This is a genomic window from Pseudomonas sp. B20 (genome assembly GCF_020515755.1).
In the GTDB taxonomy this organism is placed as follows: Bacteria; Pseudomonadota; Gammaproteobacteria; order Pseudomonadales; family Pseudomonadaceae; genus Aquipseudomonas; species Aquipseudomonas syringae.
This window is the reverse complement of sequence record NZ_JAHPJG010000003.1, coordinates 90,864-116,055: the sequence shown is the minus strand read 5'-3', so window position 1 is coordinate 116,055 and position 25,192 is coordinate 90,864. Positions and strand designations below refer to the sequence as shown.

Here is a 25,192-nt window from a genome sequence, read left to right as displayed (position 1 = left end):
CCGAATGGGTCGAGAGGCAAGGGTAGAGCGGGGATCTATTTGAAAGCAGATATCTATTTGAAGGTGCGGACCAGCGTGTTCTGCCACATGGCGACTCGCTTGACGCGGTTGTCCTCGGTCTCGAGGATTTCCAGTCGGTAAGGCCCTATCTTCAAGCACACTGGAGCGTCCGGGATGGTTTCCAGTGCCTCGGTAACCAACCCGTTGACAGTTTTCGGGCCGTCTGAAGGCAGGTGCCAGCCAAGGCTCTTGTTCAAGTCGCGAATGGACGCTGCGCCTTCGACTTCCAGGCGCCCGTCGTCCTGTTGTTTGACGTGCGGGTTATCCAGTCGCTGTTCGCTTTCGAACTCGCCGACAATTTCCTCGAGAATATCCTCGAGGGTGACGATGCCCAGTACTTCCCCGTATTCATCCACCACCACGCCGAGACGCCGTTGCTGTTTGTGGAAGTTCAGCAACTGCAACTGCAACGGGGTGCTTTCCGGCACGAAATAAGGCTCGTAGCAGACCGCCAGCAACTGCTCCTTGGTCAACGTGCCCTTGGGCAGCAGGTGGCTGATGTCACGGGTATTGATGACGCCTTGCACCTGATTGATGTCGTTGTGATAGACCGGCAGGCGCGTGTGCCGTGAAATGATCAGGCGTTCGATGATCATTTCCATGGGGTCATCAAGGTTGACGCCATCCACTTCGTTGCGCGGGATCAGAATGTCGTTGACCGTAATGCTGTCCAGCGCACGAATGCCTGACAGCACGCTGGCGCGCGGCGAATATTCCTGGGCAGCATCACTGCGCGGGGTATTTTGCGTGTCGTCTTCGAAAGCCTGATCCTGCTGTTGTACGGCGCGAGACAGGAAGGGACGCAGCAGAGTCTTGGCCAGAACATTGAACACGTAGGCCAGCGGCCAGATGATCTTCATCGGGATGCGCAGCACACCGTTGCCCAGCAGCAGTGTCGAGACGGGATGGCGGTTCGCCAGGCGGCGCGGCATGTATTCGGCGAACACCAGCATGATGCTCACGGTAACGAGCCAGGCCACGGTCGGGCCGTTGTAGAACCAGTAATTGGCGGCGATAAGCGTCGCAATGACAGTGATCAGTACCCTGATCAGGGTATTGCCCAGAATCAGGCTGTTCAGGTTGAACGCCAGCTCTGGGAGCGGAGCCGACTTTTCCGGGCGACTGGCGGCGCGCATCGCCTTGACCTGATGATGAGCGGCTTCGACCGCGGTCAGCAGGCCGGCCCACAGCAGCAGTAGGGCGAGGACACCGAGCAACGGGCCCAGGGGCAGATTATCCATGATCAGGGCCCGTCAGATGTGCAGGATGAATTCGCGTACCAGCTTGCTGCCGAAATAGGCGAGCATCAGCAGGCAGAAACCGCCCAGCGTCCAGCGAATAGCCTTGTGCCCACGCCATCCAAGGCGGTTACGCCCCCACAGCAGCACACTGAACACGATCCAGGCCAGACAGGCGAGCAGGGTCTTGTGCACCAGGTGCTGGGCAAACAGGTTTTCGACGAACAGCCAGCCGGAAATCAGCGACAGCGAGAGCAATGACCAGCCAGCCCACAGGAAACCGAACAGCAGGCTTTCCATGGTTTGCAGCGGCGGGAAGTTCTTGATCAACCCGGAAGGGTGCTTGTGCTTGAGGCGGTAATCCTGCAACAGCAGCAGCAGCGCCTGGAATGCAGCAATGGTAAACATCCCGTAAGCCAGCAGTGACAGCAGGATGTGGCTGAGGATGCCCGGCTCTTCCATGATCGGCTGCACGGTGCCGCTAGGGGCGAACTGGGCAAGCAGTACGGTGACCATGCCCAGCGGGAACAACAGCACCAGCAGGTTTTCCACCGGGATGCGCGACGTGGCGATCAGGGTGACGACGATCACCGAAGCCGCGATAAGGCTGGCGGAGTTGAAAAAGTCCAGGCCAAGGCCGACCGAGTGCGTCAGTTGGGAAAACAGACCAGTGGCATGTGCGATGACCGCCAGTGTACCGAGCAGGCAAAGCAGCCGCTTGTCGGGCTTGACGGCCTGGCTCAGGCGCAGGCTCTGATAGACGGTCGCAGCGGCATAAATGATGGCGGCGGCGAGGCTGGGAAGCAGGCTGGGTGGCAAAGGGGACATAGATCCTGATGGACGGGCCTGAAAAGACGCTGAGTTTGGCATAGAACCGGTAAATCACGAAAGACCACAGAAGCAGTCTGCGTGGTGTCCGTGCGACGGAGTCTTCGCTATAATCTGCGACCTGCTCAAGCCGCAGGCTCGCCGAGCGCCATTTCTGCATTACGGGCCGGGCCGCATCAACCGGGGTTCGACGAGAGCCTGAAAGGATCGCGCATGTTTGAAAATCTGACTGACCGCCTCTCGCAGACGCTGCGCCATGTTACTGGCAAGGCCAAGCTGAACGAGGACAACATCAAAGATACCTTGCGCGAAGTGCGTATGGCGTTGCTCGAAGCCGACGTCGCCTTGCCGGTGGTCAAAGACTTCGTCAATAACGTCAAGGAACGCGCCGTCGGCACCGAGGTGTCGCGCAGCCTGACCCCGGGTCAGGCGTTCGTGAAGATCGTCCAGGCCGAACTCGAAAGCCTGATGGGCGCGGCCAACGAAGACCTGGTGCTCAATGTCACGCCACCTGCCGTCATCCTGATGGCGGGTTTGCAGGGCGCGGGCAAGACCACCACTGCCGGCAAACTGGCGCGCTTCCTTAAAGAGCGCAAGAAGAAAACCGTGATGGTGGTGTCGGTCGACGTTTATCGTCCCGCAGCCATCAAACAGCTCGAAACCCTGGCCAACGACATCGGCGTGACGTTCTTCGCCTCCGACATCAGCCAGAAGCCGGTGGACATCGCCCAGGCGGCCATTAAAGAAGCCAGGCTCAAGTTCATTGACGTGGTCATCGTCGACACCGCCGGTCGTCTGCACGTCGATATCGAGATGATGGGCGAGATCCAGGCGCTGCATGCAGCGGTCAAACCGGCCGAGACGCTGTTCGTGGTCGATGCCATGACCGGCCAGGATGCGGCCAATACCGCCAAGGCCTTCGGTGATGCATTGCCGCTGACCGGCGTGATCCTCACCAAGGTCGACGGTGATGCCCGCGGTGGTGCGGCGCTGTCGGTGCGTGCCATTACCGGCAAGCCGATCAAGTTCATCGGTATGGGCGAGAAGAGCGAGGCGCTGGAGCCGTTTCACCCGGACCGCATCGCGTCGCGCATCCTCGGCATGGGCGATGTGCTCAGCCTTATCGAGCAGGCCGAACAGACCCTCGACAAGGACAAGGCCGACAAGCTGGCGAAAAAGCTCAAGAAGGGCAAAGGCTTCGACCTCGAAGACTTCCGCGACCAGCTGCAGCAGATGAAGAACATGGGTGGCCTTGGTGGCCTGATGGACAAACTGCCGAGCATCGGCGGCGTCAACCTGTCGCAGATGGGCAACGCCCAGGGCGCAGCGGAAAAACAGTTCAAGCAGATGGAAGCCATCATCAACTCGATGACCCCTGCCGAGCGCCGTGATCCGGATCTGGTGAGTGGTTCGCGCAAGCGCCGCATTGCGATGGGTTCGGGCACTCAGGTTCAGGACATCGGGCGTCTGATCAAGCAGCACAAGCAGATGCAGAAGATGATGAAGAAGTTCTCCGCCAAGGGCGGAATGGCCAAAATGATGCGCGGCATGGGTGGAATGCTCCCCGGCGGCGGCATGCCAAAAATGTAATTGCGTCGCGTGCAAGACGCTTTGCACGCGTCCCATCTGGGGGGCGACCCCCAGTCAGCCCGCACTATGTGGGCTTTTGCCGGCTGTCATACCGACAGCTCCCTCGCAAATCTGGAAGGCATGCCGATAGGCGCCGGAAAAAGACATTTGCAAAAGTCGGGATATTCCTTAGAATATGCGGCCTTTCGGGCACCTATGCCCGCTGTGCATCTTAGATTTGCAGCACCGACTACAGGAACGATGTTCAATGCTAACCATCCGTCTTGCCCTTGGCGGCTCCAAAAAGCGCCCGTTTTACCACCTGACCGTAACCGACAGCCGCAATGCTCGTGACGGTTCCCACAAGGAACAGGTTGGTTTCTTCAACCCTGTTGCCCGTGGTCAGGAAATCCGTCTGTCCGTTAACGAAGAACGCGTCAACTACTGGTTGAGCGTGGGTGCACAAACTTCCGAGCGCGTTGCCCAGCTGCTCAAAGAGCACAACAAGACCAAGGCCGCGGCCTGAGTCTTATGAGCGCGACGCCTGCATCTGCCGACGATCTGATCGTCATTGGCAAGATTTACTCGGTTCATGGCGTTCGCGGCGAAGTGAAGGTTTATTCCTTTACTGATCCGATTGGAAACCTGTTGGACTACAAAACCTGGACGCTTCGGCGCGAAGGCAGCGTTGATAAACAGGTGGAGCTGGTCAGCGGACGCTTGCAAAGCAAGTTTCTGGTCACAAAGCTCAAGGGTCTCGATGATCGTGAAGAAGCCCGTCTTCTGTCCGGTTACGAAATCTGCGTGCCGCGTAACCTGTTCCCTGATCTGGACGATGGCGAGTACTACTGGTACCAGCTTGAAGGCCTCAAGGTCATCGACCAACTCGGGCAATTGCTCGGGAAAATCGATCACCTGCTCGAAACCGGTTCGAACGATGTAATGGTTGTAAAGCCCTGCGCGGGTAGCCTGGATGATCGTGAACGCCTGTTGCCCTATACAGAGCAATGCGTGTTGGCAATCGATATGGCTGCTGGCGAGATGAAGGTGGATTGGGACGCGGACTTCTGAATGCCATGGCCAGCCTGCGCATAGAAGTCATCAGTCTGTTTCCCGAGATGTTTTCCGCCATCAGCGAATACGGCATTACCAGCCGTGCGGTGAAACAAGGGCTGTTGCAGCTCACTTGTTGGAATCCGCGGGATTACACCACTGATCGCCATCACACTGTGGATGATCGCCCATTTGGCGGTGGTCCGGGCATGGTGATGAAGATCAAGCCCCTTGAAGATGCTCTGGTTCAGGCCAGGCAAGCGGCAGGGGATGCGGCGAAGGTGATTTACCTGTCGCCACAAGGCCGCCAACTGAATCAGTCTGCGGTACGCGAACTGGCGCAGGAGGAAGCGATTATCCTCATCGCCGGTCGTTATGAAGGCATTGACGAGCGTTTTATTGATGCTCATGTCGATGAAGAGTGGTCGATTGGTGACTATGTTCTTTCCGGTGGCGAGCTGCCGGCGATGGTCCTGATTGACGCGGTTACGCGGCTGCTGCCTGGAGCTTTAGGGCATGTGGACTCCGCGGAGGAAGATTCCTTCACGGACGGTCTGCTGGATTGCCCGCATTACACCCGACCTGAGGTGTATGCGGATCAGCGTGTTCCCGACGTGTTGCTAAGTGGTAATCACGCGCACATCCGGCGTTGGCGTTTACAGCAGTCCCTTGGGCGGACCTATGAACGACGCGCTGATCTTCTGGAAAGCCGCTCGCTTTCTGGAGAAGAGAAGAAGCTGCTGGCGGAATACATCCGCGAGCGGGACGATAGTTAACGTATCGATGGTCGATCCAGACGGATTACCTTAGGAGCACCAGCATGACTAACAAAATCATTCTTGCCCTCGAAGCAGAGCAGATGACCAAAGAGATCCCTACCTTTGCACCAGGCGACACCATCGTCGTCCAGGTTAAAGTGAAGGAAGGCGACCGCGCTCGTCTGCAAGCATTCGAAGGCGTTGTAATTGCCAAGCGTAACCGTGGCGTGAACAGTGCTTTCACTGTTCGTAAAATCTCCAACGGTGTTGGCGTTGAGCGTACTTTCCAGACGTACAGCCCGCAAATCGACAGCATGGCTGTGAAACGTCGCGGTGACGTTCGCAAGGCCAAACTGTACTACCTGCGTGACCTGTCCGGTAAAGCAGCGCGCATCAAGGAAAAACTGTCCTGATACAGTTTTTCGATGCATAAAAAAGGCAGCCTCAGGGCTGCCTTTTTGCTGTCTGCTGTTTGATGATTCACCCCTTGTTTACCGACACACGCACTGAGTGAATATGGCTGCCATCGACCACCCGCTGATTGACCGGTTTCTGGACGCGCTCTGGCTCGAAAAGGGCCTGTCCGACAACACCCGGGATGCTTACCGCAGTGATCTGGCGCTGTTCAACGGCTGGCTGCAGGAGCGCAACGTTGATCTGATCAGTGCCGGGCGTGAAGTCATCCTCGATCATCTTGCGTGGCGCGTTGAAAATGCCTACAAGCCGCGCTCCACGGCGCGTTTTCTGTCCGGCGCACGTGGTTTCTACCGCTATCTGTTGCGCGAGAAGCTGATTTCCGTCGATCCCACCCTGCAGATCGACATGCCTCAGTTGGGCAAACCGTTGCCCAAATCGCTTTCAGAAGCTGACGTCGAAGCATTGCTTGCTGCTCCCGACCTGAGCGAGCCCATCGGCGAGCGGGACCGCGCCATGCTTGAGGTGCTGTATGCCTGCGGTCTGCGCGTGACCGAATTGATCAGCCTGACCCTGGAGCAGGTCAATCTGCGTCAGGGCGTGCTGCGCGTGATGGGCAAAGGCAGCAAGGAGCGACTGGTGCCCATGGGCGAAGAGTCCATCGTCTGGGTCGAGCGTTACCTGCGCGGTGCCCGCGACGAGTTGCTGGGCGGAAAGCCCAGCGACGTACTGTTCCCCAGCACCCGCGGCGACCAGATGACCCGCCAGACCTTCTGGCATCGTATCAAGCATCAGGCGACTGTTGCGGGCATCGGAAAATCCCTGTCGCCGCACACCCTGCGCCATGCCTTCGCCACCCATCTGCTCAACCACGGCGCTGACTTGCGCGTGGTGCAGATGTTGCTCGGGCACAGTGATCTCTCGACGACGCAGATCTACACCCATGTGGCGCGAGCGCGGTTGCAGGAATTGCATGCCAGGCATCATCCTCGGGGTTGATTCGCGACGTATTTTGCGAAGCTTCTTATGTCGCTCCGAGTCGGCCCCGCGAGCCTTATGTGGTAGGCTTTGCCGGTTTCGCCTATCAAGGCTGGCACGCCTTTTTTCGACAGTTGCCAGCCTGTCCGCCGTCATAGGAGTTTTCATGCGTTTGCCACAGATTTTCGCTGCCGCAGCTTTAATGCTGGCCGGCACCTTCAGTATGTCTGCCCTGGCTGATGCAGCCCCCGATCAGGCTATCCGCAAGACGCTCGACTCACTGGAATTGCAACTGCCGGTCGAGAGCATCTCGCCGAGCCCGCTCAATGGCCTTTATGAAGTGAAGCTCAAGGGCGGCCGCGTCCTGTACGCCAGCGCCGACGGTCAGTTCGTGATGCAGGGCTATCTGTTTCAAGTGCAGAACGGCAAGCCGGTCAACCTGACCGAGAAGACCGAGCGTCTGGCCATTTCCAAGACCATCAACGCCATTCCTGCTTCCGAGATGGTGATCTATCCGGCGGTGGGCGAGACCAAGTCGCACATCACGGTATTCACCGACACGACCTGCCCGTATTGCCACAAGCTGCACGAAGAAGTGGGTCAGTTGAACAAGATGGGTGTCGAAGTCCGTTACCTGGCATTCCCGCGTCAGGGGCTTGGCTCTCCGGGTGACGAGCAGTTGCAGGCCGTCTGGTGTTCCAAGGACCGCAAAGGCGCGATGGACCGCATGGTCGATGGCAAGGACATCAAGGCCGCCAAATGCGACAATCCGGTCAGCAAGCAATATGAGCTCGGCCAGTCGATCGGCGTCAACGGCACGCCTGCGATTGTCCTGGCCGACGGTCAGGTGATTCCGGGTTATCAGCCTGCAGCTCAGGTTGCCAAGCTGGCACTGGGCGCCAAATAAGCCGGTGTTTTCAGACGCGCCTTGTGCAGACAGGGCGCAAGTAGCCGGAGTGTCGTCAAAATTTCAGCCGCATGGCGCCATGCGGCAGTTTTTTCCACAGCCGATTCAGGTTCGGCTGTTTTTCGGGGAGATCATCAGTGAAACCGGTCAAAGTAGGCATATGTGGGCTGGGTACTGTCGGTGGCGGTACTTTCAACGTACTTCAGCGTAACGCCGAGGAGATTGCCCGCCGTGCCGGACGTGGAATCGAAGTTGCGCAAATTGCGGTTCGTACACCAAATCCCAATTGCCAGATTACCCGTACGCCGACCACCAGCGATGTGTTTGCCATTGCGACCAACCCTGAAATCGACATCGTCGTGGAACTGATCGGCGGCTATACCGTCGCCCGCGAACTGGTGCTCAAGGCCATCGAAAACGGCAAGCACGTGGTGACCGCCAACAAGGCGCTGATCGCGGTGCATGGCAACGAAATTTTCGCCAAGGCGCGTGAGAAGGGCGTGATCGTCGCTTTTGAAGCAGCTGTTGCCGGTGGCATCCCGGTCATCAAGGCCATTCGTGAAGGCCTGTCGGCGAACCGTATCAACTGGGTTGCCGGCATCATCAACGGCACCGGCAACTTCATCCTCACCGAAATGCGCGAGAAGGGCCGTACCTTTGCCGATGTTCTGGCCGAGGCTCAGGCTTTGGGCTACGCCGAAGCCGATCCGACCTTCGACGTGGAAGGAATCGATGCGGCGCACAAGCTGACCATCCTTGCCTCGATTGCCTTCGGCATTCCGCTGCAGTTCGACAAGGCCTACACCGAAGGCATCACCAAGCTGACGACTGCAGACGTCAACTATGCCGAAGCGCTGGGCTATCGCATCAAGCACCTGGGCGTTGCACGCAGCACGGCTCAAGGCATCGAACTGCGCGTACACCCGACGCTCATCCCGGCCGATCGCCTGATCGCCAACGTCAACGGCGTCATGAATGCGGTGATGGTCAATGGCGATGCGTCCGGCTCGACGCTGTTCTACGGCGCAGGTGCCGGCATGGAGCCTACCGCGTCTTCGGTGGTGGCCGATCTGGTCGATGTGGTCCGTGCGATGACCTCCGACCCGGAAAACCGGGTCCCTCATCTGGCCTTCCAGCCCGATTCGTTGTCTGCCCACCCGATCCTGCCGATCGAAGCCTGCGAGAGCGCCTACTACCTGCGCATTCAGGCCAAGGATCACCCGGGCGTGCTGGCTCAGGTCGCGAGCATCCTGTCCGAGCGCGGCATCAACATCGAATCGATCATGCAAAAGGATGTCGAAGAACACGATGGCCTGGTGCCGATGATCCTGTTGACTCACCGGGTGGTGGAGCAGGGTATCAATGACGCCATTCAAGCCCTGGAAGCCCTGCAGGACGTCGTTGGCCCGGTGGTTCGTATCCGCGTCGAGCACCTTAATTAACATCAACTGCAAGCTGTCAGCTCCAGGCCGCAAGCCGATCGTTTCGACCTTGCAGCCTCGGAGCCCTGGTTTTCAGCCCAGACCAAAGGTTTGATCCCATGCGCTATATCAGTACTCGCGGCCAGGCGCCGGCCCTGAATTTCGAAGACGTGCTGTTGACTGGTCTGGCCAGCGATGGCGGCCTCTACGTGCCGGAAAACCTGCCGCGCTTCACGCAGGAAGAGATCGCTTCCTGGGCAGGTCTGCCTTATCACGAACTGGCCTTTCGGGTGATGCGCCCCTTCGTGGCTGGCAGCATCCCGGATGCCGACTTCAAAAAGATTCTCGAAGAGACCTACGGCGTGTTTGCCCACAGCGCTGTCGCGCCGCTGCGCCAGCTGCATGGCAACGAGTGGGTACTCGAACTGTTCCATGGTCCGACGCTGGCGTTCAAGGACTTCGCACTGCAACTGCTTGGCCGCCTGCTCGACTACATTCTGGCCAAGCGTGGCCAGCGTGTCGTGATCATCGGCGCGACCTCGGGCGACACCGGTTCTGCGGCCATCGAAGGCTGCCGTCGCTGCGACAACGTCGACATCTTCATCCTGCACCCGAATAACCGGGTATCGGATGTACAGCGTCGGCAGATGACCACCATCTTCGGCGACAACATCCATAACATCGCAGTCGAAGGCAACTTCGACGACTGCCAGGAAATGGTCAAGGCCAGCTTCGCTGACCAGAGCTTCCTGAAGGGCACACCGCTGGTTGCGGTCAACTCGATCAACTGGGCGCGGATCATGGCTCAGATCGTGTACTACTTCCACGCGTCACTGCAGTTGGGCGGACCTGCGCGTTCGGTGTCGTTCTCGGTGCCGACCGGTAATTTCGGCGATATCTTTGCCGGCTATCTGGCGCGCAACATGGGGCTGCCGATCAACCAGTTGATCGTCGCCACCAACCGCAACGACATCCTGCACCGCTTCATGAGCGGCAATCAGTACGTCAAGGAAACCCTGCACGCCACGCTGTCGCCTTCCATGGACATCATGGTGTCGTCCAACTTCGAGCGCCTGCTGTTCGACATGCACGGTCGCAACGGCGCTGCCATTGCCGAGTTGATGAGCACGTTCCGCCAGGGTGGCGGTTTCAGCGTCGAGGAAGAGCGCTGGACCGAAACCCGCAAACTGTTCGATTCGCTGGCGGTCAGTGACGAGGACACCTGCGCGACCATCGCCGAAGTATTCGCCAGCACCGGCGAGTTGCTTGACCCGCATACCGCTATCGGGGTGAAGGCTGCGCGCGAATGCCGCCGCAGTCTGGACACGCCGATGGTGATTCTGGGCACGGCGCATCCGGTCAAGTTCCCGGAGGCGGTGGAAAAAGCCGGTGTAGGAAAAACGCTTGAACTACCTGCACATTTGTCTGATTTGTTCGAGCGGGACGAGCGCTGCACTGTTCTGCCAAATGACCTGAAAGCCATACAGGCGTTTGTCAGCCAGCACGGCAATCGCGGAAAACCGCTCTGACAGAAGCGTCGTGTAACAACTTTAGGCCCGCCATCTGGCGGGCCTTTCTGTTTCTACGTGCCAAACTTCGCTGGTTTTTCGAACCATAGAGTTGGGTCATTCGTAGTGAAGCAGGCAAGTATGCAGAGCGTAGTCAGGGAGGCAGGCAGTACATCGAGGTACCGCGCATGGCGCAGGGTATGGGTGTTGCTGGCGCTGATTTTTGCCGGGGCAGCCAATGCGGCGCAAAGCTTGCCGTTTTCACTGACAGCCCCTTTTGTGGCTTCAGCGGATCTGAACCTCGAAGATCAGGACCGGACCTGGCTCGACCAGCGCAAGGTACTTCGGGTCGGCATTGCGATCGCAGACTACGAGCCGATCGATATCACCAGTGACCGCAACCGTTATCAGGGCATCAGTGCCGATTACCTGGGGCTGGTCAGCGACCAGTTGAACCTTCCGGTGCAGGTCACCGGGTATGCCAAGCGTGACGAGGCTATCGAGGCGCTGCGCGACGGCAAGATAGACCTGCTGACCAGTGCCAATGGTTTCGAGCGCGGTGTGAAAGGGCTGTCGTTCTCAACCGAATACATGCCCGATCGGTCGGTAGCCGTTGGCCGCGGCAACGATCTGAGCCTGTCGTCGAACCTGGCCGGCAAGAAAGTCGTGCTGCTTGATGGGTATGCCGATTCGGACGTGCTGCACCGCGTTTATCCTGACAGTCAGATCATTATCGCGCCTAACCTCTACAGTGCTCTGGAAGCCCTGAGCCAGGGTGAAGTGGACGTGTTCATCGGCAACGAAGTCATAGTCCGTGCCTACACCGCGCTGCGGCCCTATCTCGGTTTGCAGATCAAATTCGAAAGTCGTTTGCCTCCGGTGGGGTTTTCCTTTGCGGTGCGTGATGACGAGCAGCGCTTGCTGACCTTCATCAATCGGGCCCTGGACAGCATTGCATCTTCGACCAGTCGTGAAGTGCTCGGGCGCTGGACCATGGGGCTGGGCGCTGACGTGGAAGGGCAGCGCATTCGCCTTACCAGTGCCGAGCGACGCTGGTTGCTCAAGCATCCGAGTGTGACCATCGCGACCGTGCAGCACCCACCGTATATCTACAAAGACAAGAACGGCCACTGGGTGGGGTTGAACGCAGATGTGCTGTCACGCATCTCGCGCATGACCGGATTGCAGTTCGTCCATCAGGAATCATCCTCCACACAGCAGACTATCGACATGCTGCGCGCCGGTCAGTCCGACATGAACACGACGCTCGCGGAAAACACCGAGCGCCGACGGTTTCTGGATTTTACCTATTCGTTCGGCGGCAATAGCTGGATGTTCGTGGTGCGCTCCGACCGCTCGTCGCGCATATCGCTGGACAGTCTGGCCGGGAAAGTACTGGCCCTTCCGGCCAGGCATGCGCTCGAGGACCTGATCAGGCGCGAGCATCCCTTGATCCAGCTGCGACTGGTGGACACCTACGATCAGGCCCGTGCGCTGGTGGAAAGCGGCGCTGCCGACGCGACCATTCAGAATGAAGTGGGGGCTTACCTGTTTCCCTCCGGACAACTGAAGGTCGCCAGAAGTGTCGAAGGCCAGTGGTCGCCCGACAGATTTTCAGTGATCAAGACCCAGCCCGAACTGCTGGGGATTCTGAACAAGGCGCTGGAAGAGTTCCCGGTGGCCGAGTTGCGTTCGATCCGCCTGAAGTGGCTGGGATCGGCGCTGCCTCAGCCATCGCTCTGGGGGCGCATACCGCAGTGGGTATTCTGGGTAGTGTGCCTGGCGTTGCTGACCGGGTTGGTGTCGCTGACCTGGAGCAGTCGCCTCAAGGTGCAGATTCGCCAGCGCCAGAGGGCGCAAAGACAGCTCAATGATCAACTGGCCTTCAAACATGCTCTGCTCGACGGTATCCCCAATCCGATTTATGTGCGCGATCTCAAGGGGCGCCTGATTTCCTGCAACCGCAGCTACGAGCAGAGTCTGGGCATCAGTTTCGAACAGATGAATGGCCGACGCCTCACTGACGTCAATCTGATCCCGCGTGCGTTGGCCGAGCAGATGCACACCGATTACCTCAATCTGCTGGAAAATCATCAGCCGGTGTTTTCCGATCGCACCATCGAACTGCCGGGCAAACGTATGGACGTCTGGCAATGGACGGTGCCTTTCTTCGCCGCCGATGGACAGTTGCAGGGGCTGCTCGGCGGCTGGATCGATATCACCGAGCGCAAGCAACTGGAACAGCAGCTTCAGGAAGCCATGCGACTGGCCGCTCAGGCCAACGAGGCAAAAAGCGCTTTCCTGGCCAGCATGAGCCATGAAATTCGCACGCCGATGGGGGCAATCACCGGCTTGCTGGAGCTGGAATGCGAACAGGCCTTGCGCCTGGGCAAGATTCCATCGCAGGGCCTGCAAGTGGCCCACCGCTCGGCTACGGAGCTGGTCGCGCTGATTGGCGAAAGTCTTGATCTGGCCAGAATCGAAGCGGGCGGCATGCAGTTGTCACTGGCTGTCACCTCCTTGCAAGAGCTGTTCGACGGTGTGATGGAGCTTTTTTCCGCGCAGGCTGGGGAAAAGGGTGTGGAACTACGCCTGGAATTCTCCGCGCAGGCGCGGGGCGACTACTGGCTGGATCCCTTGAGATTGCGCCAGGTGCTGCACAACGTGCTGGGCAACGCTTTGAAGTTCACCCGGCAAGGTGCGGTGGTCATGATGCTCGATGTGACCCATGACTCGCCTGAGTCCACGCGTGTGCGCATCGGTATTCAGGACAGCGGCGAAGGTATCGATCCGCAGCGTCAGCAGCAGGTATTTCAACCTTTCACCCAGGCAAGCGATGACACGGCCGCACACTACGGAGGCAGCGGGCTAGGGCTGAGTATCACCCGGCAACTGGTGGAGCTGATGAAGGGCGACATCAGCCTGTACAGCGAGCCGGGCAAGGGCACCCTGGTCACCATCGACCTGCCGTTGACCAGGGTGAGCGAGCCGGTTTTGCCCGCGGACGAGGTGACCGATACGCCTGTCGACACGCGTAGCCTTCATCTGCTGGTGGTCGATGACATGTCCGCCAATCGTCTGGTACTGACCCGGCAGCTGGAGTTTCTTGGCCATCAGGTAACGGCGGTCGAAGACGGCAAGGCGGCCCTGTCGAGCTGGTGTGAAGGGGCGTTCGATGCGGTCATCACCGACTGCAACATGCCGGGTATCAGCGGCTACGCATTGACCCAGGCCATTCGCCAGATCGAAGAGAAAGAGCAGCGTCAGCGCTGCCCGGTGATCGGCTGTACCGCCAACGCGATGAGTGACGAGGCGGCACGTTGCGAGCAGGCAGGTATGGACGGCCTGCTGATCAAGCCGCTGTCACTGGCGCGTCTGGCCCAGGAGTTGGCGGATCGGGTACGTGAGCCGACGTTCGACATCGGCACGCTGCAAACCATGACTCAGGCCAACCCGCAACAGATGCAACGGTTGCTGGGCGAGTTATGGAAGAACCTGAGGCATGAGCACGCTTTGCTGGAGCCCGCTGTGTCGGCCAATGACTGGAAGACCCTGAGCGCCTGTCTGCATCGGCTCAAGGGCGCGGCGAGTCTGGTCAACGCAGTGCCGCTCGCCAAGGCCTGTGCCGCGCTGGACGACAGTGTCCGGCTGCAGAGCACAGCCAGTCTGGCCGACCGCTGGCAGGCACTGGAGTTGGCCATGACCGGTCTGCGCGCTGATATCGAATTGCAACTGGTAGTCGTGCCCGAGACGGCGGTGCCAGGCGGTTGAATCCTGCCGACAACGTGTGACGGGTTTAGGACATGTCCTATGGGGCCGGTGCCCTGGACGAGCTACAGTTAATGTTATCCCGGGCCGATGGCTCTGACTCCGCAGGCGTGATCGTGCACTCACTCAAGGTTCTGATTCTCGAAGACCATCCCTTCCAGCTGATGGCTCTGCATCAGATGCTTAACGCCAATCAGGTGTTCGATGTGCTGGTGGCCGACAGCGTCGAGGTTGCCAGGCTTTCCCTGCAAAGCCGCGGCCCTGTCGACATCGCGATCTGCGACTTGCAGATGGAAGGGCCTGATGGTCTGGAACTGATCCGCTTCATGGCTGAGAACGGCCTGGCGCGAGCGCTGATCATTGTCAGCTGTTATGCCGCCTGCGTGCTGGAAGGGGCTGCGCAACTGGCGCTCGCCCAAGGCCTGAACGTTCTAGGCTATGTGCAGAAACCGGCCTCCGCAGGGGCGTTGTACGAGTTGCTCGAGGCATATGGGCCTGGCCGCTCGGACTGTATAGAGCAGACATCGCCGGGCAGCGCGTTCAGAGCTCTTTCCGCCATCGAATTGTTTGACCCGACAGGCAGCGGACCGATAGACGTGGCGTCCATTGCCGAACAATGGACCACCTATTTTCAACCCAAGGTCAGTCTGCAGGGCGAGTTGTTGGGGGCCGAAGCGTTGGTTCGCTGGCAGCATCCGGTGTATGGCCTGCTGGCACCCGGGCGATTCATCGAGGCCATCGAGGCTGAAGGGCTGACCGTGGCGTTGACCTGGCGGGTGCTGGATCAGGCCCTGCAGTTCTCTGCGCAGGCCATGCGCGAGCAGGGCGAGCCGCTGTCGGTCGCCGTCAACATTGACCCACAAGTGCTGCAACAGCTGGATTTCGCCGAGCAGATCACGCAAGCGCTTGCCCGTCATGGCGTACCGGCCACCGCGCTGACCCTGGAAATTCTCGAGCAGGACGCCGCGCGTCCGGAAACCTGGCAGCTCGAAGGCCTGTTGAGGTTGTGCATGCAGGGTTGCAAGTTGTCCATCGATGACTTTGGCATGGGCGCTTCGAATATCGACCGGCTTCTGCAATTACCTTTCAGCGAGCTGAAAATACCGACCGAGTTCGTGCGCGGCATGGCCGACGACGCGCGTAAATCGGCGGTGGTGGCCGGTGCCTTGCTCATGGCACAGCGGCTGTCGATGTCGGTCGTGGTTGAAGGTGTCGAGACGATTGAAGACGTCCACAGTCTGCTGGCGCTGGGCGATCCCGCCATTCAAGGGTATTTCATCGCCCGTCCGATGCCGGCCTCGGCGTTCATGCGCTGGGTCGCCGAGCGTGATGGCGGCGACCTGCAAGCCGTTTCCAGAGAAGGCCCGCCTCAGGACATGCCGCTTTCCTGCAAATAAATGAACAGTGCCGCGTCATTGGCCAGTCCGAGCTTGCGCATGGCGGCGACTTTCTGAGCGCTGACGGTCTGTTTGCTGCGATTGAGTTGCGCCGCGATCTGGCCAACCGTATGGCCCGCCGAGAGCAGGCGTAACACTTCCAGCTCCCTTGGCGACAAGCGATCTGCCGGCAGCAGCGCGTCGGGCCCATGCTGACGGGCTTCGCTCAGCACGCTGCGAACCGAATCGGCGACAAAAAGCTCACCGCGCCTGACCCCCTTGATGGCAGCAGGCAGCTCTCCGGCAAGGCTGGCCTTGCTCAACAGACCCCGGACATCCAGGTCAAGCATGGACTGAAACAGTCCGGCATTGCTCAGGGTCGTGACAACGATCACCGGCAGCGCCGGAAAGTCCCGGCGGATGCGCTGCAGCAGACGCAGGCCATCGTTCTGCCGTTCGACGGGCATCATGAAGTCAGTCACCAGCACATCGCAGGCGTGGCGTTCGAGTGCCTGGAGCAGTTCGTCCGGATTGCAGGCCTCGGCGACGACGCTGGCCAGGTTGTCCTGTTCCAGTACGACCCGCAGGCCGATGAGAAAAATCGGGTGGTCATCAGCCACGATGACCCGCAACGGGCGATCAGCGGAATCGCTCAAGAGGTGGCTCCGTGAAAAAGGCTATACGGGTATTGCACGCGATGGAGGTGTTTAACGCAGTGATCAACAGCATAGGCACCTTGTAGGACGCGTAGCGGAATTATGTTGGATTCTTCCTACAAGCTCACTTTCTGTTGTCATTGGCGTCCGGTTTTTTCCTTGTCACATTCAACAGGCATGCTCGAAATGACAGACAGGTGCTGCGATCCGGCGATAGAAAGAACTTTCTGCTGTCGCCGATGGTCATTGGTTAGCACCTTTGCATTCAAACTGTTGAGTGGTGATCCGGATGGAAAATATCAGCTTACTGCTAAGCGAAGCGCTGGCTCCCTATCAGGCCAGTATTGGCCCGGCCGGCTCTCGGGGCGAACGTCTGGTGACTCTGAAAGACAAGGCGGGCACCAGTGTGATCGAGCGCGCATTCGGCGCTGATCAACTGAGCGACAAGCGTCAGCTCACCGACGTGGTAGACGGTCTGCGGCGCGATCTGATGGTTGCCGAGGGTCGAATCGAACCCTGCGTCATTGCTGCCATGCGCAATGCTGCGATCAGCGGCACCTTTGTCGGCACCCCATCATTTGCTTAACAGTTGCTTAACAGACGTCTCCGATACTGGAACCTGACGGGTTCGCTGCACTCCTATCCATTACGTCAGGTTTGATCATTGTGCTCCGGTGATCAAGGGCTGACGTACTGACCACAATGGTCATGTTTACCCCGAGCAGGTCCCCCTCTGCCCGGGGTTTCTTTTGTCCGGTCATTCCTTGTCCAGCAGTGCCTTGACGTCCTCCAGGTAGCTGGCCCGTTGCGCAGGTTCCAGCCACTGCGCATAAAAGCCCATCAGGCGGGTTTCGCGCAGCACGCGCATCTCGCGGTTGATCAGTGCAATGGCCTGCTCGCCGTCGGGCGAGTTGCTGCAGCTGACATAGACGAACTGGTATGCAGGATTGCCCTTGATCGGCAAGAAGGCCAGTTCCTCCGGCCTTATGCCTTGTTGCATGGCCTGATAGCGCGCTTCCGGCCAGAAGCTGATAAAGGCTTGCAGACGCCCCAGACGCTCCATTTGCAGCAGGCTGCCGACGGCATCGTTACCGTAGTGCGGCACGAGGACATCTTCATCGACGTCGTGCAACGTGTGGTCGATCATTTCTCCATAGCTGCGTTCGGCAACGATGCCCAATTTGATCGTCCGGCTGGCCATCAAGGCCGCGACGTCGATTTTTCCGTCCGCGACGTAGGGCTCGAACTTCGACATTTCCTCCTTGCGCACAATCAGGCCGCTGCTCAGTACCGCGCCGATCGGTATGGAAAAAAGCAGGGTTCTGGCTCTTTCTGCCGTCCACAGCATGGTGGGATCACAACTGAGAGACGTGTCGTCGCTCAGCATCTGCAGAGCCCTGGCGCGGTTGACCCGCATCAGCACGTGATCGTATTCGGGCATTTGCGCGGTCAGCAATGGCATCAGTTGATCAATTGCACCTTGCCCGCGCATGGCGCCGGAAAAAATCGTCGAAGGGGGGATGTCGCGCATCAGCCAGGTCAGCGTCTCCCTGGCCTGGCTGACACACGGCATGGCAGCCAGCGACAGGGCGAGCATCAATCGAGCCGTTGTACAGTACGAGGCAGGAAGGGGCATTCGCGGGTGTCATCCTCGAAAAGGGTTCAACGGTCTGAGGTAGGGTTGGCAGCTCTTTGAATGGCGCTGCGCCAGTGGCGTCACATTCAGGTGCCCCGGTTGGGAGTCCGGGTGCTCGCTGCAGATCGTCTGTAGCACAGATATGTATCAGAAATTTGTTTCAAACTATCGATTTTTGTTCGTCCTGAAAATGGGGGGCAAGCACATCCTTGCGCGAGCAAGTTCGTTCACAGGCCCGGCATCGGGTAGACTTGCCGTCTTCCCTCCAGACTCTAGAAGCCCGTTCATGGCCCAGCCGTCCACGACCTACAAATTCGAACTCAACCTCACCGACCTTGATCGCGGCGTCTACGAGAGCGTCAAGCAGACCATTGCCCGCCATCCTTCGGAAACCGAAGAGCGCATGACCGTGCGTCTGCTGGCCTATGCCTTCTGGTACAACGAACAGTTGTCGTTCGGTCGCGGCCTGTCTGATGTCGACGAACCCGCTCTGTGGGAAAAAAGCCTGGATGACCGCGTTCTGCACTGGATCGAAGTGGGGCAGCCGGACGCCGATCGACTGACCTGGTGCTCGCGTCGTACCGAACGCACCAGTCTGCTGGCCTATGGCAGCCTGCGCGTCTGGGAAGGCAAGGTCATCCCGGCGATCAAGAACCTGAAAAACGTCAATATCGCCGCCGTCCCGCAGGAAGTGCTGGAAGTGCTGGCCAAGGACATGCCGCGGGTCATCAAGTGGGATGTGATGATCAGTGAAGGGACGGTGTTCGTCACTGACGACCGCGGCCAGCATGAAGTCCAGTTGCAATGGCTTGCGGGCGAGCGTGGCTGACAGCCGCCGGTTCCGATCGAAATCACATTCATCGACACTGCAAAGAGAATCAGCTGACCCGCATGCGCATCGAACCTCGTCTATTGCCCGACACCTTGCCGTTCCTTGGCGACCTGCCGCCCTTGCTCACTCGTCTGTACGCAGCACGAGGTGTGGCCTGCGAGGCCGAACTGGACAAAAGCCTGGCGCGGCTGATCCCTTATCAGCAACTCAAGGGGATCGATGCGGCAGTAGACCTGCTGGTCACTGCGCTGCGCGAGGGCCAGCGTATGTTGATCGTCGGCGATTTCGACGCCGATGGCGCGACCGCCAGCACTGTGGGCGTGCTGGGCTTGCGTCTGCTGGGTGCGGCGCATGTGGATTATCTGGTGCCCAACCGGTTCGAATACGGCTACGGCCTGACGCCGGAAATCGTCGAAGTGGCGCTGCAGCGCGAACCTCAGCTGTTGATCACCGTGGATAACGGCATTTCGAGCGTCGAGGGCGTGGCAGCGGCCAAGGCGGCCGGCTTGCAGGTACTGGTGACCGATCACCATTTGCCTGGTCATGAGCTTCCTGCCGCAGACGCCATCGTCAACCCGAACCAGCCAGGCTGCACCTTCCCCAGCAAATCGCTGGCCGGTGTCGGGGTCATTTTCTATGTACTGATGGCCTTGCGTGCGCGTCTGCGCGAGACCGGCTGGTTCGAGAGCAATCAGCGTGCCCAGCCCAATCTGGGCGAGCTTCTGGATCTGGTTGCGTTGGGCAGCGTGGCCGATGTGGTGCCGCTGGATGCCAACAACCGCATTCTGGTCCATCAGGGGCTGATGCGCATCCGTGCCGGCCGTGCCCGACCGGGGTTGCGCGCCATTCTGGAAGTTGCCCGCCGTGAACCTTCGCGCATCACCTCCACCGACCTGGGGTTCATTCTCGGGCCACGCCTGAACGCGGCAGGGCGCCTGGATGACATGAGCCTGGGCATCGAATGCCTGCTTTGCGACGACCCGACACTGGCGCGGGAAATGGCCGTGCAACTGGATGAGTTGAACCAGGATCGCAAATCCATCGAGCAGGGCATGCAGCGTGAAGCGCTCGCCCAGCTCAAGGACTTGCCGCTGGAGTCGATGCCGTTCGGCTTGTGCCTGTTCGATGCCGAGTGGCACCAGGGTGTCATAGGCATCCTCGCTTCGCGGCTCAAGGAACGTTACCACCGTCCCACCATCGCGTTCGCCAGCGCCGGGGAGGGCGTGCTCAAAGGTTCGGCCCGTTCGGTACCGGGGTTTCACATTCGCGATGCGCTGGACGCCGTGGCGGCCAGTCATCCGCATCTGATCAGCAAGTTTGGCGGTCACGCGATGGCGGCAGGCCTCTCGCTGCCGGAAGAGAACTTCCCGGCGTTTGCCGAAGCGTTCGATCAGGAGGTGCGTCGTCAGCTCGACGAGCAGGACCTGACCGGGCGTCTGCTGTCCGACGGCTCGCTGGCTGTCGAGGAATTTCACCTGGAACTGGCCCGCGCGCTGCGCAATGCCGGTCCCTGGGGGCAGCACTTCCCCGAGCCCTTGTTCCACGGCGTGTTTCAACTGGTCGAGCAGCGTGTGGTGGGCGAGCGTCACTTGAAGATGGTGCTCAGGACCGAGTGCGGCAGCGTCAAGCTCGATGGCATTGCGTTCGGCGTCGACCGCGATATCTGGCCCAACCCGAATATCCGCTGGGTCGAGCTGGCCTACAAACTCGACCTCAACGAGTTTCGTGGTAATGAAACCGTGCAACTGATGGTGGTGCATATCGCACCACGCTGACGATAGCAGGAACCCCTCTCGCTACCGGGTTGTCGACACTACACGGTCTGCCAAACCTGTTCTGTGAATGAACAGTGCTTGGGCACCTGAATTTTCATTACGAGAGGTTGCCATGAGCCTGCTGCTTGAACCCTATACCCTGCGCCAATTGACCCTCCGCAATCGCATTGCAGTGTCGCCGATGTGCCAGTATTCCAGTGTCGACGGCCTGGCCAATGACTGGCACCTGGTTCACCTGGGAAGCCGCGCCGTCGGCGGTGCCGGCCTGGTCATCACCGAAGCGATGGCGGTAACGCCGGACGGGCGCATCACTCCCGAAGACCTCGGGCTGTGGAACGACGAACAGATCGAACCGCTGCAACGCATCACTCGCTTTATCAACGCTCAGGGCGCGGTTGCCGGCGTCCAGCTGGCGCATGCCGGTCGCAAGGCCAGCACCTGGCGCCCGTGGCTTGGCAAGCACGGCAGTATTTCCCTGAATGAAGGCGGCTGGACCCCGGTCGGGCCTTCGGCGATTGCCTTCGATCCGCAGCACACCGCCCCTGTGCAATTGAGTGAGACGCAGATTCAGGAGTTGATCAAGGCGTTTGTCGATTCCGCGCGGCGTGCCTTGGAGGCGGGCTTCAAAGTGGTAGAAATCCACGCCGCCCATGGTTATTTGCTGCATCAGTTCCTGTCGCCTCTGAGCAACCAGCGCACCGACGAGTATGGCGGCTCATTCGAGAACCGCATCCGCCTGACCCTGCAAGTCACCGAAGCTGTGCGTGCGGTGTGGCCTGCAGAGCTGCCATTGTTCGTTCGTGTGTCCGCCACTGACTGGGTGGAAGACGGCTGGAACGCCGATGAAACGGTCGAGCTGGCGCGTCGATTGAAAGCACTCGGCACCGATCTGATCGATGTATCGTCGGGCGGTACGTCAGCCAACGCGGAAATTCCGGTCGGCCCTGGCTATCAGACGCGCTTCGCCGAGCGGGTTCGCAAGGAGTCTGACATCGCGACAGGCACGGTGGGCATGATTACCGATCCGGCGCAGGCAGAACATATTCTGCGCACCGGGCAGGCCGACATCATTCTGCTGGCGCGTGAGCTGCTGCGTGATCCGTACTGGCCACTGCGCGCCGATGAAGACCTGGGTGGCCGCCTGGCAACCTGGCCTGCGCAGTATCAACGCGCGACGCACCGTGATCAGCCGATTCATGAGTCTGACCTGCGCGACTGATCGCCAGTGGGTTCATCGAAAGCACCATCCAAAAAATGAGCGCCGTATGGCGCTCTTTTTTATTACTCGCCTTCCAGCAGCTCGGTGACGCGGCCGATCAGTTCGGCAATCGCAAACGGCTTGGGCAGCACGTGCATGCCCGGCTCAAGCGTGTCATGCGCCAACGCGGCGTTTTCAGCATAACCGGTCACGAACAGTATTTTCAGATCAGGCCTGACATCCCGCGCCGCATCTGCAACCTGACGGCCATTCATGCCGCCCGGCAGACCGACATCGGTAATCAGCAGGTCGATGGCCGCTTTGGACTGCAGAATGGTCAGCGCATCGGCGCCTCGTTCAGCCTGCAAAACGACGTAGCCAAGGTCTTCAAGCAACTCCACAATGAGCAAGCGCGCGGCGGGCTCGTCATCAACGACCAGAATGGTTTCGTCGCCGGTGCTGGAGGCGGGGACTTGCAGCGGGCTGTCATCGAAGGCCACCGCTTCAGCTTCACCTTCGTGCATCGGCAGCAGAATGCTGACTTTCGAACCCTCGCCAACCTTTGACGTAATGTAGACGCCGCCACCTGACTGCCGTGCAAACCCGTAAATCATCGACAGCCCCAGCCCGGTGCCCATGCCTGTCGGTTTGGTGGTGAAGAACGGGTCGAAGGCTCGCACCATGACGTCGTTGCTCATGCCCGTGCCGGTGTCGCTGACGGACAGTTCCACATAGCGGCCTGCGGGCAATTGATACTTGGTCGCCGTGACTGCAGTCAAGTGACGGTTGCCTGTCTGGATCAGCAGTTTTCCGCCATCGGGCATGGCGTCCTTGGCGTTGATGCACAGGTTGAGCAGCGAGTTTTCCAGTTGATGCGGATCAACCAGGGTCGCCCACAGCCCGCGTGAGGCATTGACCTGCATGTCGATGGCCGGGCCCACGGTGCGCCGGATCAGCTCGTCCATGCCCGCGACCAGAAGATCGATGTCCGTGGCCTTGGGGGCCAGTGTCTGACGACGCGAGAATGCCAGCAGCCGATGTGTCAGGGAGGCCGCGCGTCGCGAGCCTTCCAGTGCGGCGTTGATGTAGCGGTCCAGCTCTGTGAAGCGTTCCTGTCTGATCCTCGACAGCAGCAGCTCCATGTTGCCGGTGACGCCCATCAGCAGGTTGTTGAAGTCATGGGCCAGCCCGCCGGTCAATTGCCCGACCGCTTCCATTTTCTGCGACTGAATCAAGGCCTCTTCGGCAATACGCAGGGCCTTGATGCGGTCCTTTTCATGGGTCAGGTGCTTGCCCAGCGCAAAAATGATTCCATTGCCGGGTGCAGCGGTCCAGCCGAACCAGTGGTAGCTGCCGTCGACATGCTGATAACGATTTTCAAACAGCGGCAGTACGTGGTTGATGGTGTGTTTCAGGGCATTCTGGGTGTTTCTGACGTCATCCGGATGCAGCAGGGTCATGATGGAAGTACCCAGCAGCTCATGTTCCGGGTGGCCCAGCAGCGCTGTCCAGGCCGGGTTTACGCGCAGAAAGATGCCGTTGAAATCGAGTATCGCCAGCGGGTCAGGAGATATCTCCCAAAACGTGTCCAGCTCCAGCGTGCGTTGTTCAAGTCTGGCGGTCTGCTGTCGTTCCAGGTTGACCAGGTCATCGATCAGTTTCAGGCGTTTGCGCTCGCTTTCCTGCAGCGCCTGCTGATTGAGCACGTGCGCAGTGGTTTCGTTGGTGAGGCAGAACATGCCAACCACCACACCGTGCTCGTCGATTACCGGTGAAAACGAGAATGACCACCATGTCTGCTCGACCTCGCCGTAGCGCGCCATGGTCAGCGGCATGTTCGTGTAGCGGCAGGGCTTGCCGGCGAACGCATCGATCACCAGCGGCGCGACTTGATCCCAGACGTCCGCCCACAGATCCGGGATCAGCGCACCGATGGCGTGGTCCTTGCGCGGTCCGAGGATCGGGGTGTAAGCGTCATTGTGGAAAAACACCAGTTCCGGCCCCCAGAGCAGGTACATGGATTCCGGGGAATTGAGGATCAGATTCAGGGTGTTTTTCAGCGACACCGGCCATTGCTCGATCGGTCCGAGTGGTGTCTGGCTCCAGTCCATGGATCGAATAATCCCGGCGGCTTTGCCGTTGGCGGTCGGGAAACCAGTGGGCGATGTCACGTCAGACAAGCTCCTGAAAATCTGCATGGAAGTGCAATGGTATTCGTATGAATGTGGGTCTTTGCCTGGTCAATTCAGGAGAGGGTCTGCGTACCTGCTTTTACCTGCAGCCTGTACATTATTGACTCTTTGCCACAGGTGCGGGTTGCACGCATTTCGCCGTTGCACGGGGCAGATTGACGAACGGGTAGGGTTTACACCCGTAACATCCGGAAGCACACCGGTAATAGCCAGACAGCGACTTCTCTTCAAGTTGTTGGTCAATGAATTATCTGACAAACCTTGTAGGAGGCTCTCTGTGAACACGCGTGGTTTACTCGATCAATTGCTCAAGTCCGGACAAAGCATGTTGCAGGACAAGAACAAAGGCAAATCCGGCAAGCAATCGTCGGGCAGCGATTCATTGATCAATGGTCTCGGCAGCCTGCTTGGCGGTGGCAAAGGGCAGGGCGTTTCCCAGAATGGACTGGGCAGCCTGCTATCTGGCGCCGGTGGTGGTGCGCTGGCCGCAGGTGCCATGAGCCTTCTGCGCGGCAAACGCTCACGCGGGATGGGCGGCAAGGTGTTGACCTACGGAGGCCTGGCAGCGCTGGGCGTACTGGCCTACAAGGCTTACAACAACTGGCAGGCCAGTCAGGGGCTCGCCGCTCAGCGCGAACCGCAAACCATCGACCGGCTGCCCGAGGCTGAAGCCGAGCAGCACAGCCAGGCAATCCTGCGCGCACTGGTCGCCGCGGCAAAGGCCGATGGTCATGTCGATGAGCGTGAGCGCGAACTGATCGAGGGTGAGTTCACCAAGCTGAACAACGATCAGACGCTTCAGCAGTGGCTTCACGCCGAGCTGAACAAACCGCTGGACCCGGCCGAGGTGGCCCGTGCCGCGACCACACCGGAAATGGCGGCAGAGATGTACATCGCCAGCGTGATGCTGGTGGATGAAGAGCACTTCATGGAGCGCGCCTACCTTGATGAGTTGGCGCGTGAGTTGAAACTGGAACCCGGCCTCAAGACCGAGCTTGAGGGCCAGGTGCGGAACGCTCAGTAAA

The 25,192-nt window shown here is 59.5% G+C and carries 21 protein-coding genes; 16 read left to right on the top strand and 5 right to left on the bottom strand.

Features of this window, described 5'->3' with window-relative positions:
• Nucleotides 1-53 precede the first annotated feature (53 nt).
• A complete protein-coding gene (locus LIX91_RS04275) occupies nucleotides 54-1,301 on the bottom strand; it encodes a CNNM domain-containing protein (protein ID WP_003415462.1) in 1,248 nt (415 codons plus the stop codon).
• Nucleotides 1,302-1,313: 12 nt separating this feature from the next.
• The gene (locus LIX91_RS04270; protein WP_003415463.1) at nucleotides 1,314-2,126 is read right to left on the bottom strand and encodes an inner membrane protein YpjD; all 813 of its coding nucleotides are present in this window, start codon (nucleotides 2,124-2,126) and stop codon (nucleotides 1,314-1,316) included.
• Between the two features lie 213 nt (nucleotides 2,127-2,339).
• Between LIX91_RS04270 and ffh the strand changes: the two genes are divergently transcribed.
• The 11 genes from ffh (at nucleotide 2,340) to LIX91_RS04215 (ending at nucleotide 15,899) form a co-directional block, all read left to right on the top strand.
• Nucleotides 2,340-3,716, top strand: a complete 1,377-nt coding sequence (gene ffh / locus LIX91_RS04265) for a signal recognition particle protein (RefSeq protein WP_003415464.1) — start codon at nucleotides 2,340-2,342, stop codon at nucleotides 3,714-3,716.
• A 247-nt stretch (nucleotides 3,717-3,963) separates the two neighbouring features.
• Nucleotides 3,964-4,221, top strand: a complete 258-nt coding sequence (gene rpsP, locus LIX91_RS04260; protein WP_002552521.1) for a 30S ribosomal protein S16 — start codon at nucleotides 3,964-3,966, stop codon at nucleotides 4,219-4,221.
• Between the two features lie 5 nt (nucleotides 4,222-4,226).
• Complete coding sequence (gene rimM / locus LIX91_RS04255) at nucleotides 4,227-4,766, top strand: ribosome maturation factor RimM (RefSeq protein ID WP_003314225.1); 540 nt, start codon at nucleotides 4,227-4,229, stop codon at nucleotides 4,764-4,766.
• Between the two features lie 5 nt (nucleotides 4,767-4,771).
• Entirely contained in the window at nucleotides 4,772-5,524 is a 753-nt protein-coding gene (gene trmD / locus LIX91_RS04250) for a tRNA (guanosine(37)-N1)-methyltransferase TrmD (RefSeq protein ID WP_002552523.1), read from the top strand.
• Between the two features lie 44 nt (nucleotides 5,525-5,568).
• Entirely contained in the window at nucleotides 5,569-5,919 is a 351-nt protein-coding gene (gene rplS, locus LIX91_RS04245) for a 50S ribosomal protein L19 (protein WP_002552524.1), read from the top strand.
• A 103-nt stretch (nucleotides 5,920-6,022) separates the two neighbouring features.
• Entirely contained in the window at nucleotides 6,023-6,919 is an 897-nt protein-coding gene (gene xerD / locus LIX91_RS04240; RefSeq protein ID WP_003415466.1) for a site-specific tyrosine recombinase XerD, read from the top strand.
• 145 nt (nucleotides 6,920-7,064) lie between these two features.
• Nucleotides 7,065-7,805, top strand: a complete 741-nt coding sequence (gene dsbC / locus LIX91_RS04235; protein WP_003409174.1) for a bifunctional protein-disulfide isomerase/oxidoreductase DsbC — start codon at nucleotides 7,065-7,067, stop codon at nucleotides 7,803-7,805.
• Nucleotides 7,806-7,942: 137 nt separating this feature from the next.
• A complete protein-coding gene (locus tag LIX91_RS04230) occupies nucleotides 7,943-9,247 on the top strand; it encodes a homoserine dehydrogenase (RefSeq protein ID WP_226488016.1) in 1,305 nt (434 codons plus the stop codon).
• Between the two features lie 98 nt (nucleotides 9,248-9,345).
• Nucleotides 9,346-10,755, top strand: coding sequence for a threonine synthase (gene thrC / locus LIX91_RS04225; protein WP_226488015.1), 1,410 nt, complete (start codon nucleotides 9,346-9,348; stop codon nucleotides 10,753-10,755).
• A gap of 120 nt (nucleotides 10,756-10,875) precedes the next feature.
• Entirely contained in the window at nucleotides 10,876-14,505 is a 3,630-nt protein-coding gene (locus tag LIX91_RS04220; RefSeq protein ID WP_103697047.1) for a transporter substrate-binding domain-containing protein, read from the top strand.
• Between the two features lie 71 nt (nucleotides 14,506-14,576).
• Nucleotides 14,577-15,899 carry an EAL domain-containing protein gene (locus LIX91_RS04215; protein WP_226488060.1) on the top strand — a complete coding sequence of 441 codons (1,323 nt, stop codon included), beginning with the start codon at nucleotides 14,577-14,579 and terminating at the stop codon, nucleotides 15,897-15,899.
• Here LIX91_RS04215 and LIX91_RS04210 read toward each other — a convergent pair.
• Nucleotides 15,872-16,534 (bottom strand): response regulator transcription factor, encoded by a 663-nt coding sequence (locus LIX91_RS04210; RefSeq protein WP_046236696.1) that lies wholly within the window; start codon nucleotides 16,532-16,534, stop codon nucleotides 15,872-15,874. The genes LIX91_RS04215 and LIX91_RS04210 overlap by 28 nt on opposite strands.
• Nucleotides 16,535-16,823: 289 nt before the next feature.
• Between LIX91_RS04210 and LIX91_RS04205 the strand changes: the two genes are divergently transcribed.
• Nucleotides 16,824-17,120, top strand: coding sequence for a DUF3509 domain-containing protein (locus LIX91_RS04205; RefSeq protein ID WP_100072188.1), 297 nt, complete (start codon nucleotides 16,824-16,826; stop codon nucleotides 17,118-17,120).
• Between the two features lie 171 nt (nucleotides 17,121-17,291).
• Here the strand turns inward: LIX91_RS04205 and LIX91_RS04200 are convergent, their stop codons facing one another.
• Nucleotides 17,292-18,131: a TIGR02285 family protein gene (locus LIX91_RS04200; protein WP_003409222.1), complete on the bottom strand. Its 840-nt coding sequence runs from the start codon at nucleotides 18,129-18,131 to the stop codon at nucleotides 17,292-17,294.
• A 325-nt stretch (nucleotides 18,132-18,456) separates the two neighbouring features.
• On the opposite strand from LIX91_RS04200, the gene LIX91_RS04195 reads away from it, so the two are divergent.
• The 3 genes from LIX91_RS04195 to LIX91_RS04185 all read left to right on the top strand — a co-directional run bounded on the left by LIX91_RS04195 (nucleotide 18,457) and on the right by LIX91_RS04185 (nucleotide 21,996).
• On the top strand, nucleotides 18,457-18,999 hold the full coding sequence (locus tag LIX91_RS04195; RefSeq protein WP_003314240.1) for a YaeQ family protein: 543 nt from the start codon (nucleotides 18,457-18,459) through the stop codon (nucleotides 18,997-18,999).
• A gap of 62 nt (nucleotides 19,000-19,061) precedes the next feature.
• Entirely contained in the window at nucleotides 19,062-20,777 is a 1,716-nt protein-coding gene (recJ, locus tag LIX91_RS04190; RefSeq protein WP_226488014.1) for a single-stranded-DNA-specific exonuclease RecJ, read from the top strand.
• Between the two features lie 112 nt (nucleotides 20,778-20,889).
• Complete coding sequence (locus LIX91_RS04185; protein WP_003415484.1) at nucleotides 20,890-21,996, top strand: NADH:flavin oxidoreductase/NADH oxidase; 1,107 nt, start codon at nucleotides 20,890-20,892, stop codon at nucleotides 21,994-21,996.
• 62 nt (nucleotides 21,997-22,058) lie between these two features.
• Here the strand turns inward: LIX91_RS04185 and LIX91_RS04180 are convergent, their stop codons facing one another.
• A complete protein-coding gene (locus LIX91_RS04180) occupies nucleotides 22,059-24,146 on the bottom strand; it encodes a response regulator (RefSeq protein ID WP_410524744.1) in 2,088 nt (695 codons plus the stop codon).
• A gap of 298 nt (nucleotides 24,147-24,444) precedes the next feature.
• On the opposite strand from LIX91_RS04180, the gene LIX91_RS04175 reads away from it, so the two are divergent.
• A complete protein-coding gene (locus LIX91_RS04175; RefSeq protein WP_003409230.1) occupies nucleotides 24,445-25,191 on the top strand; it encodes a tellurite resistance TerB family protein in 747 nt (248 codons plus the stop codon).
• The last annotated feature ends 1 nt before the right edge of the window (nucleotide 25,192 follow it).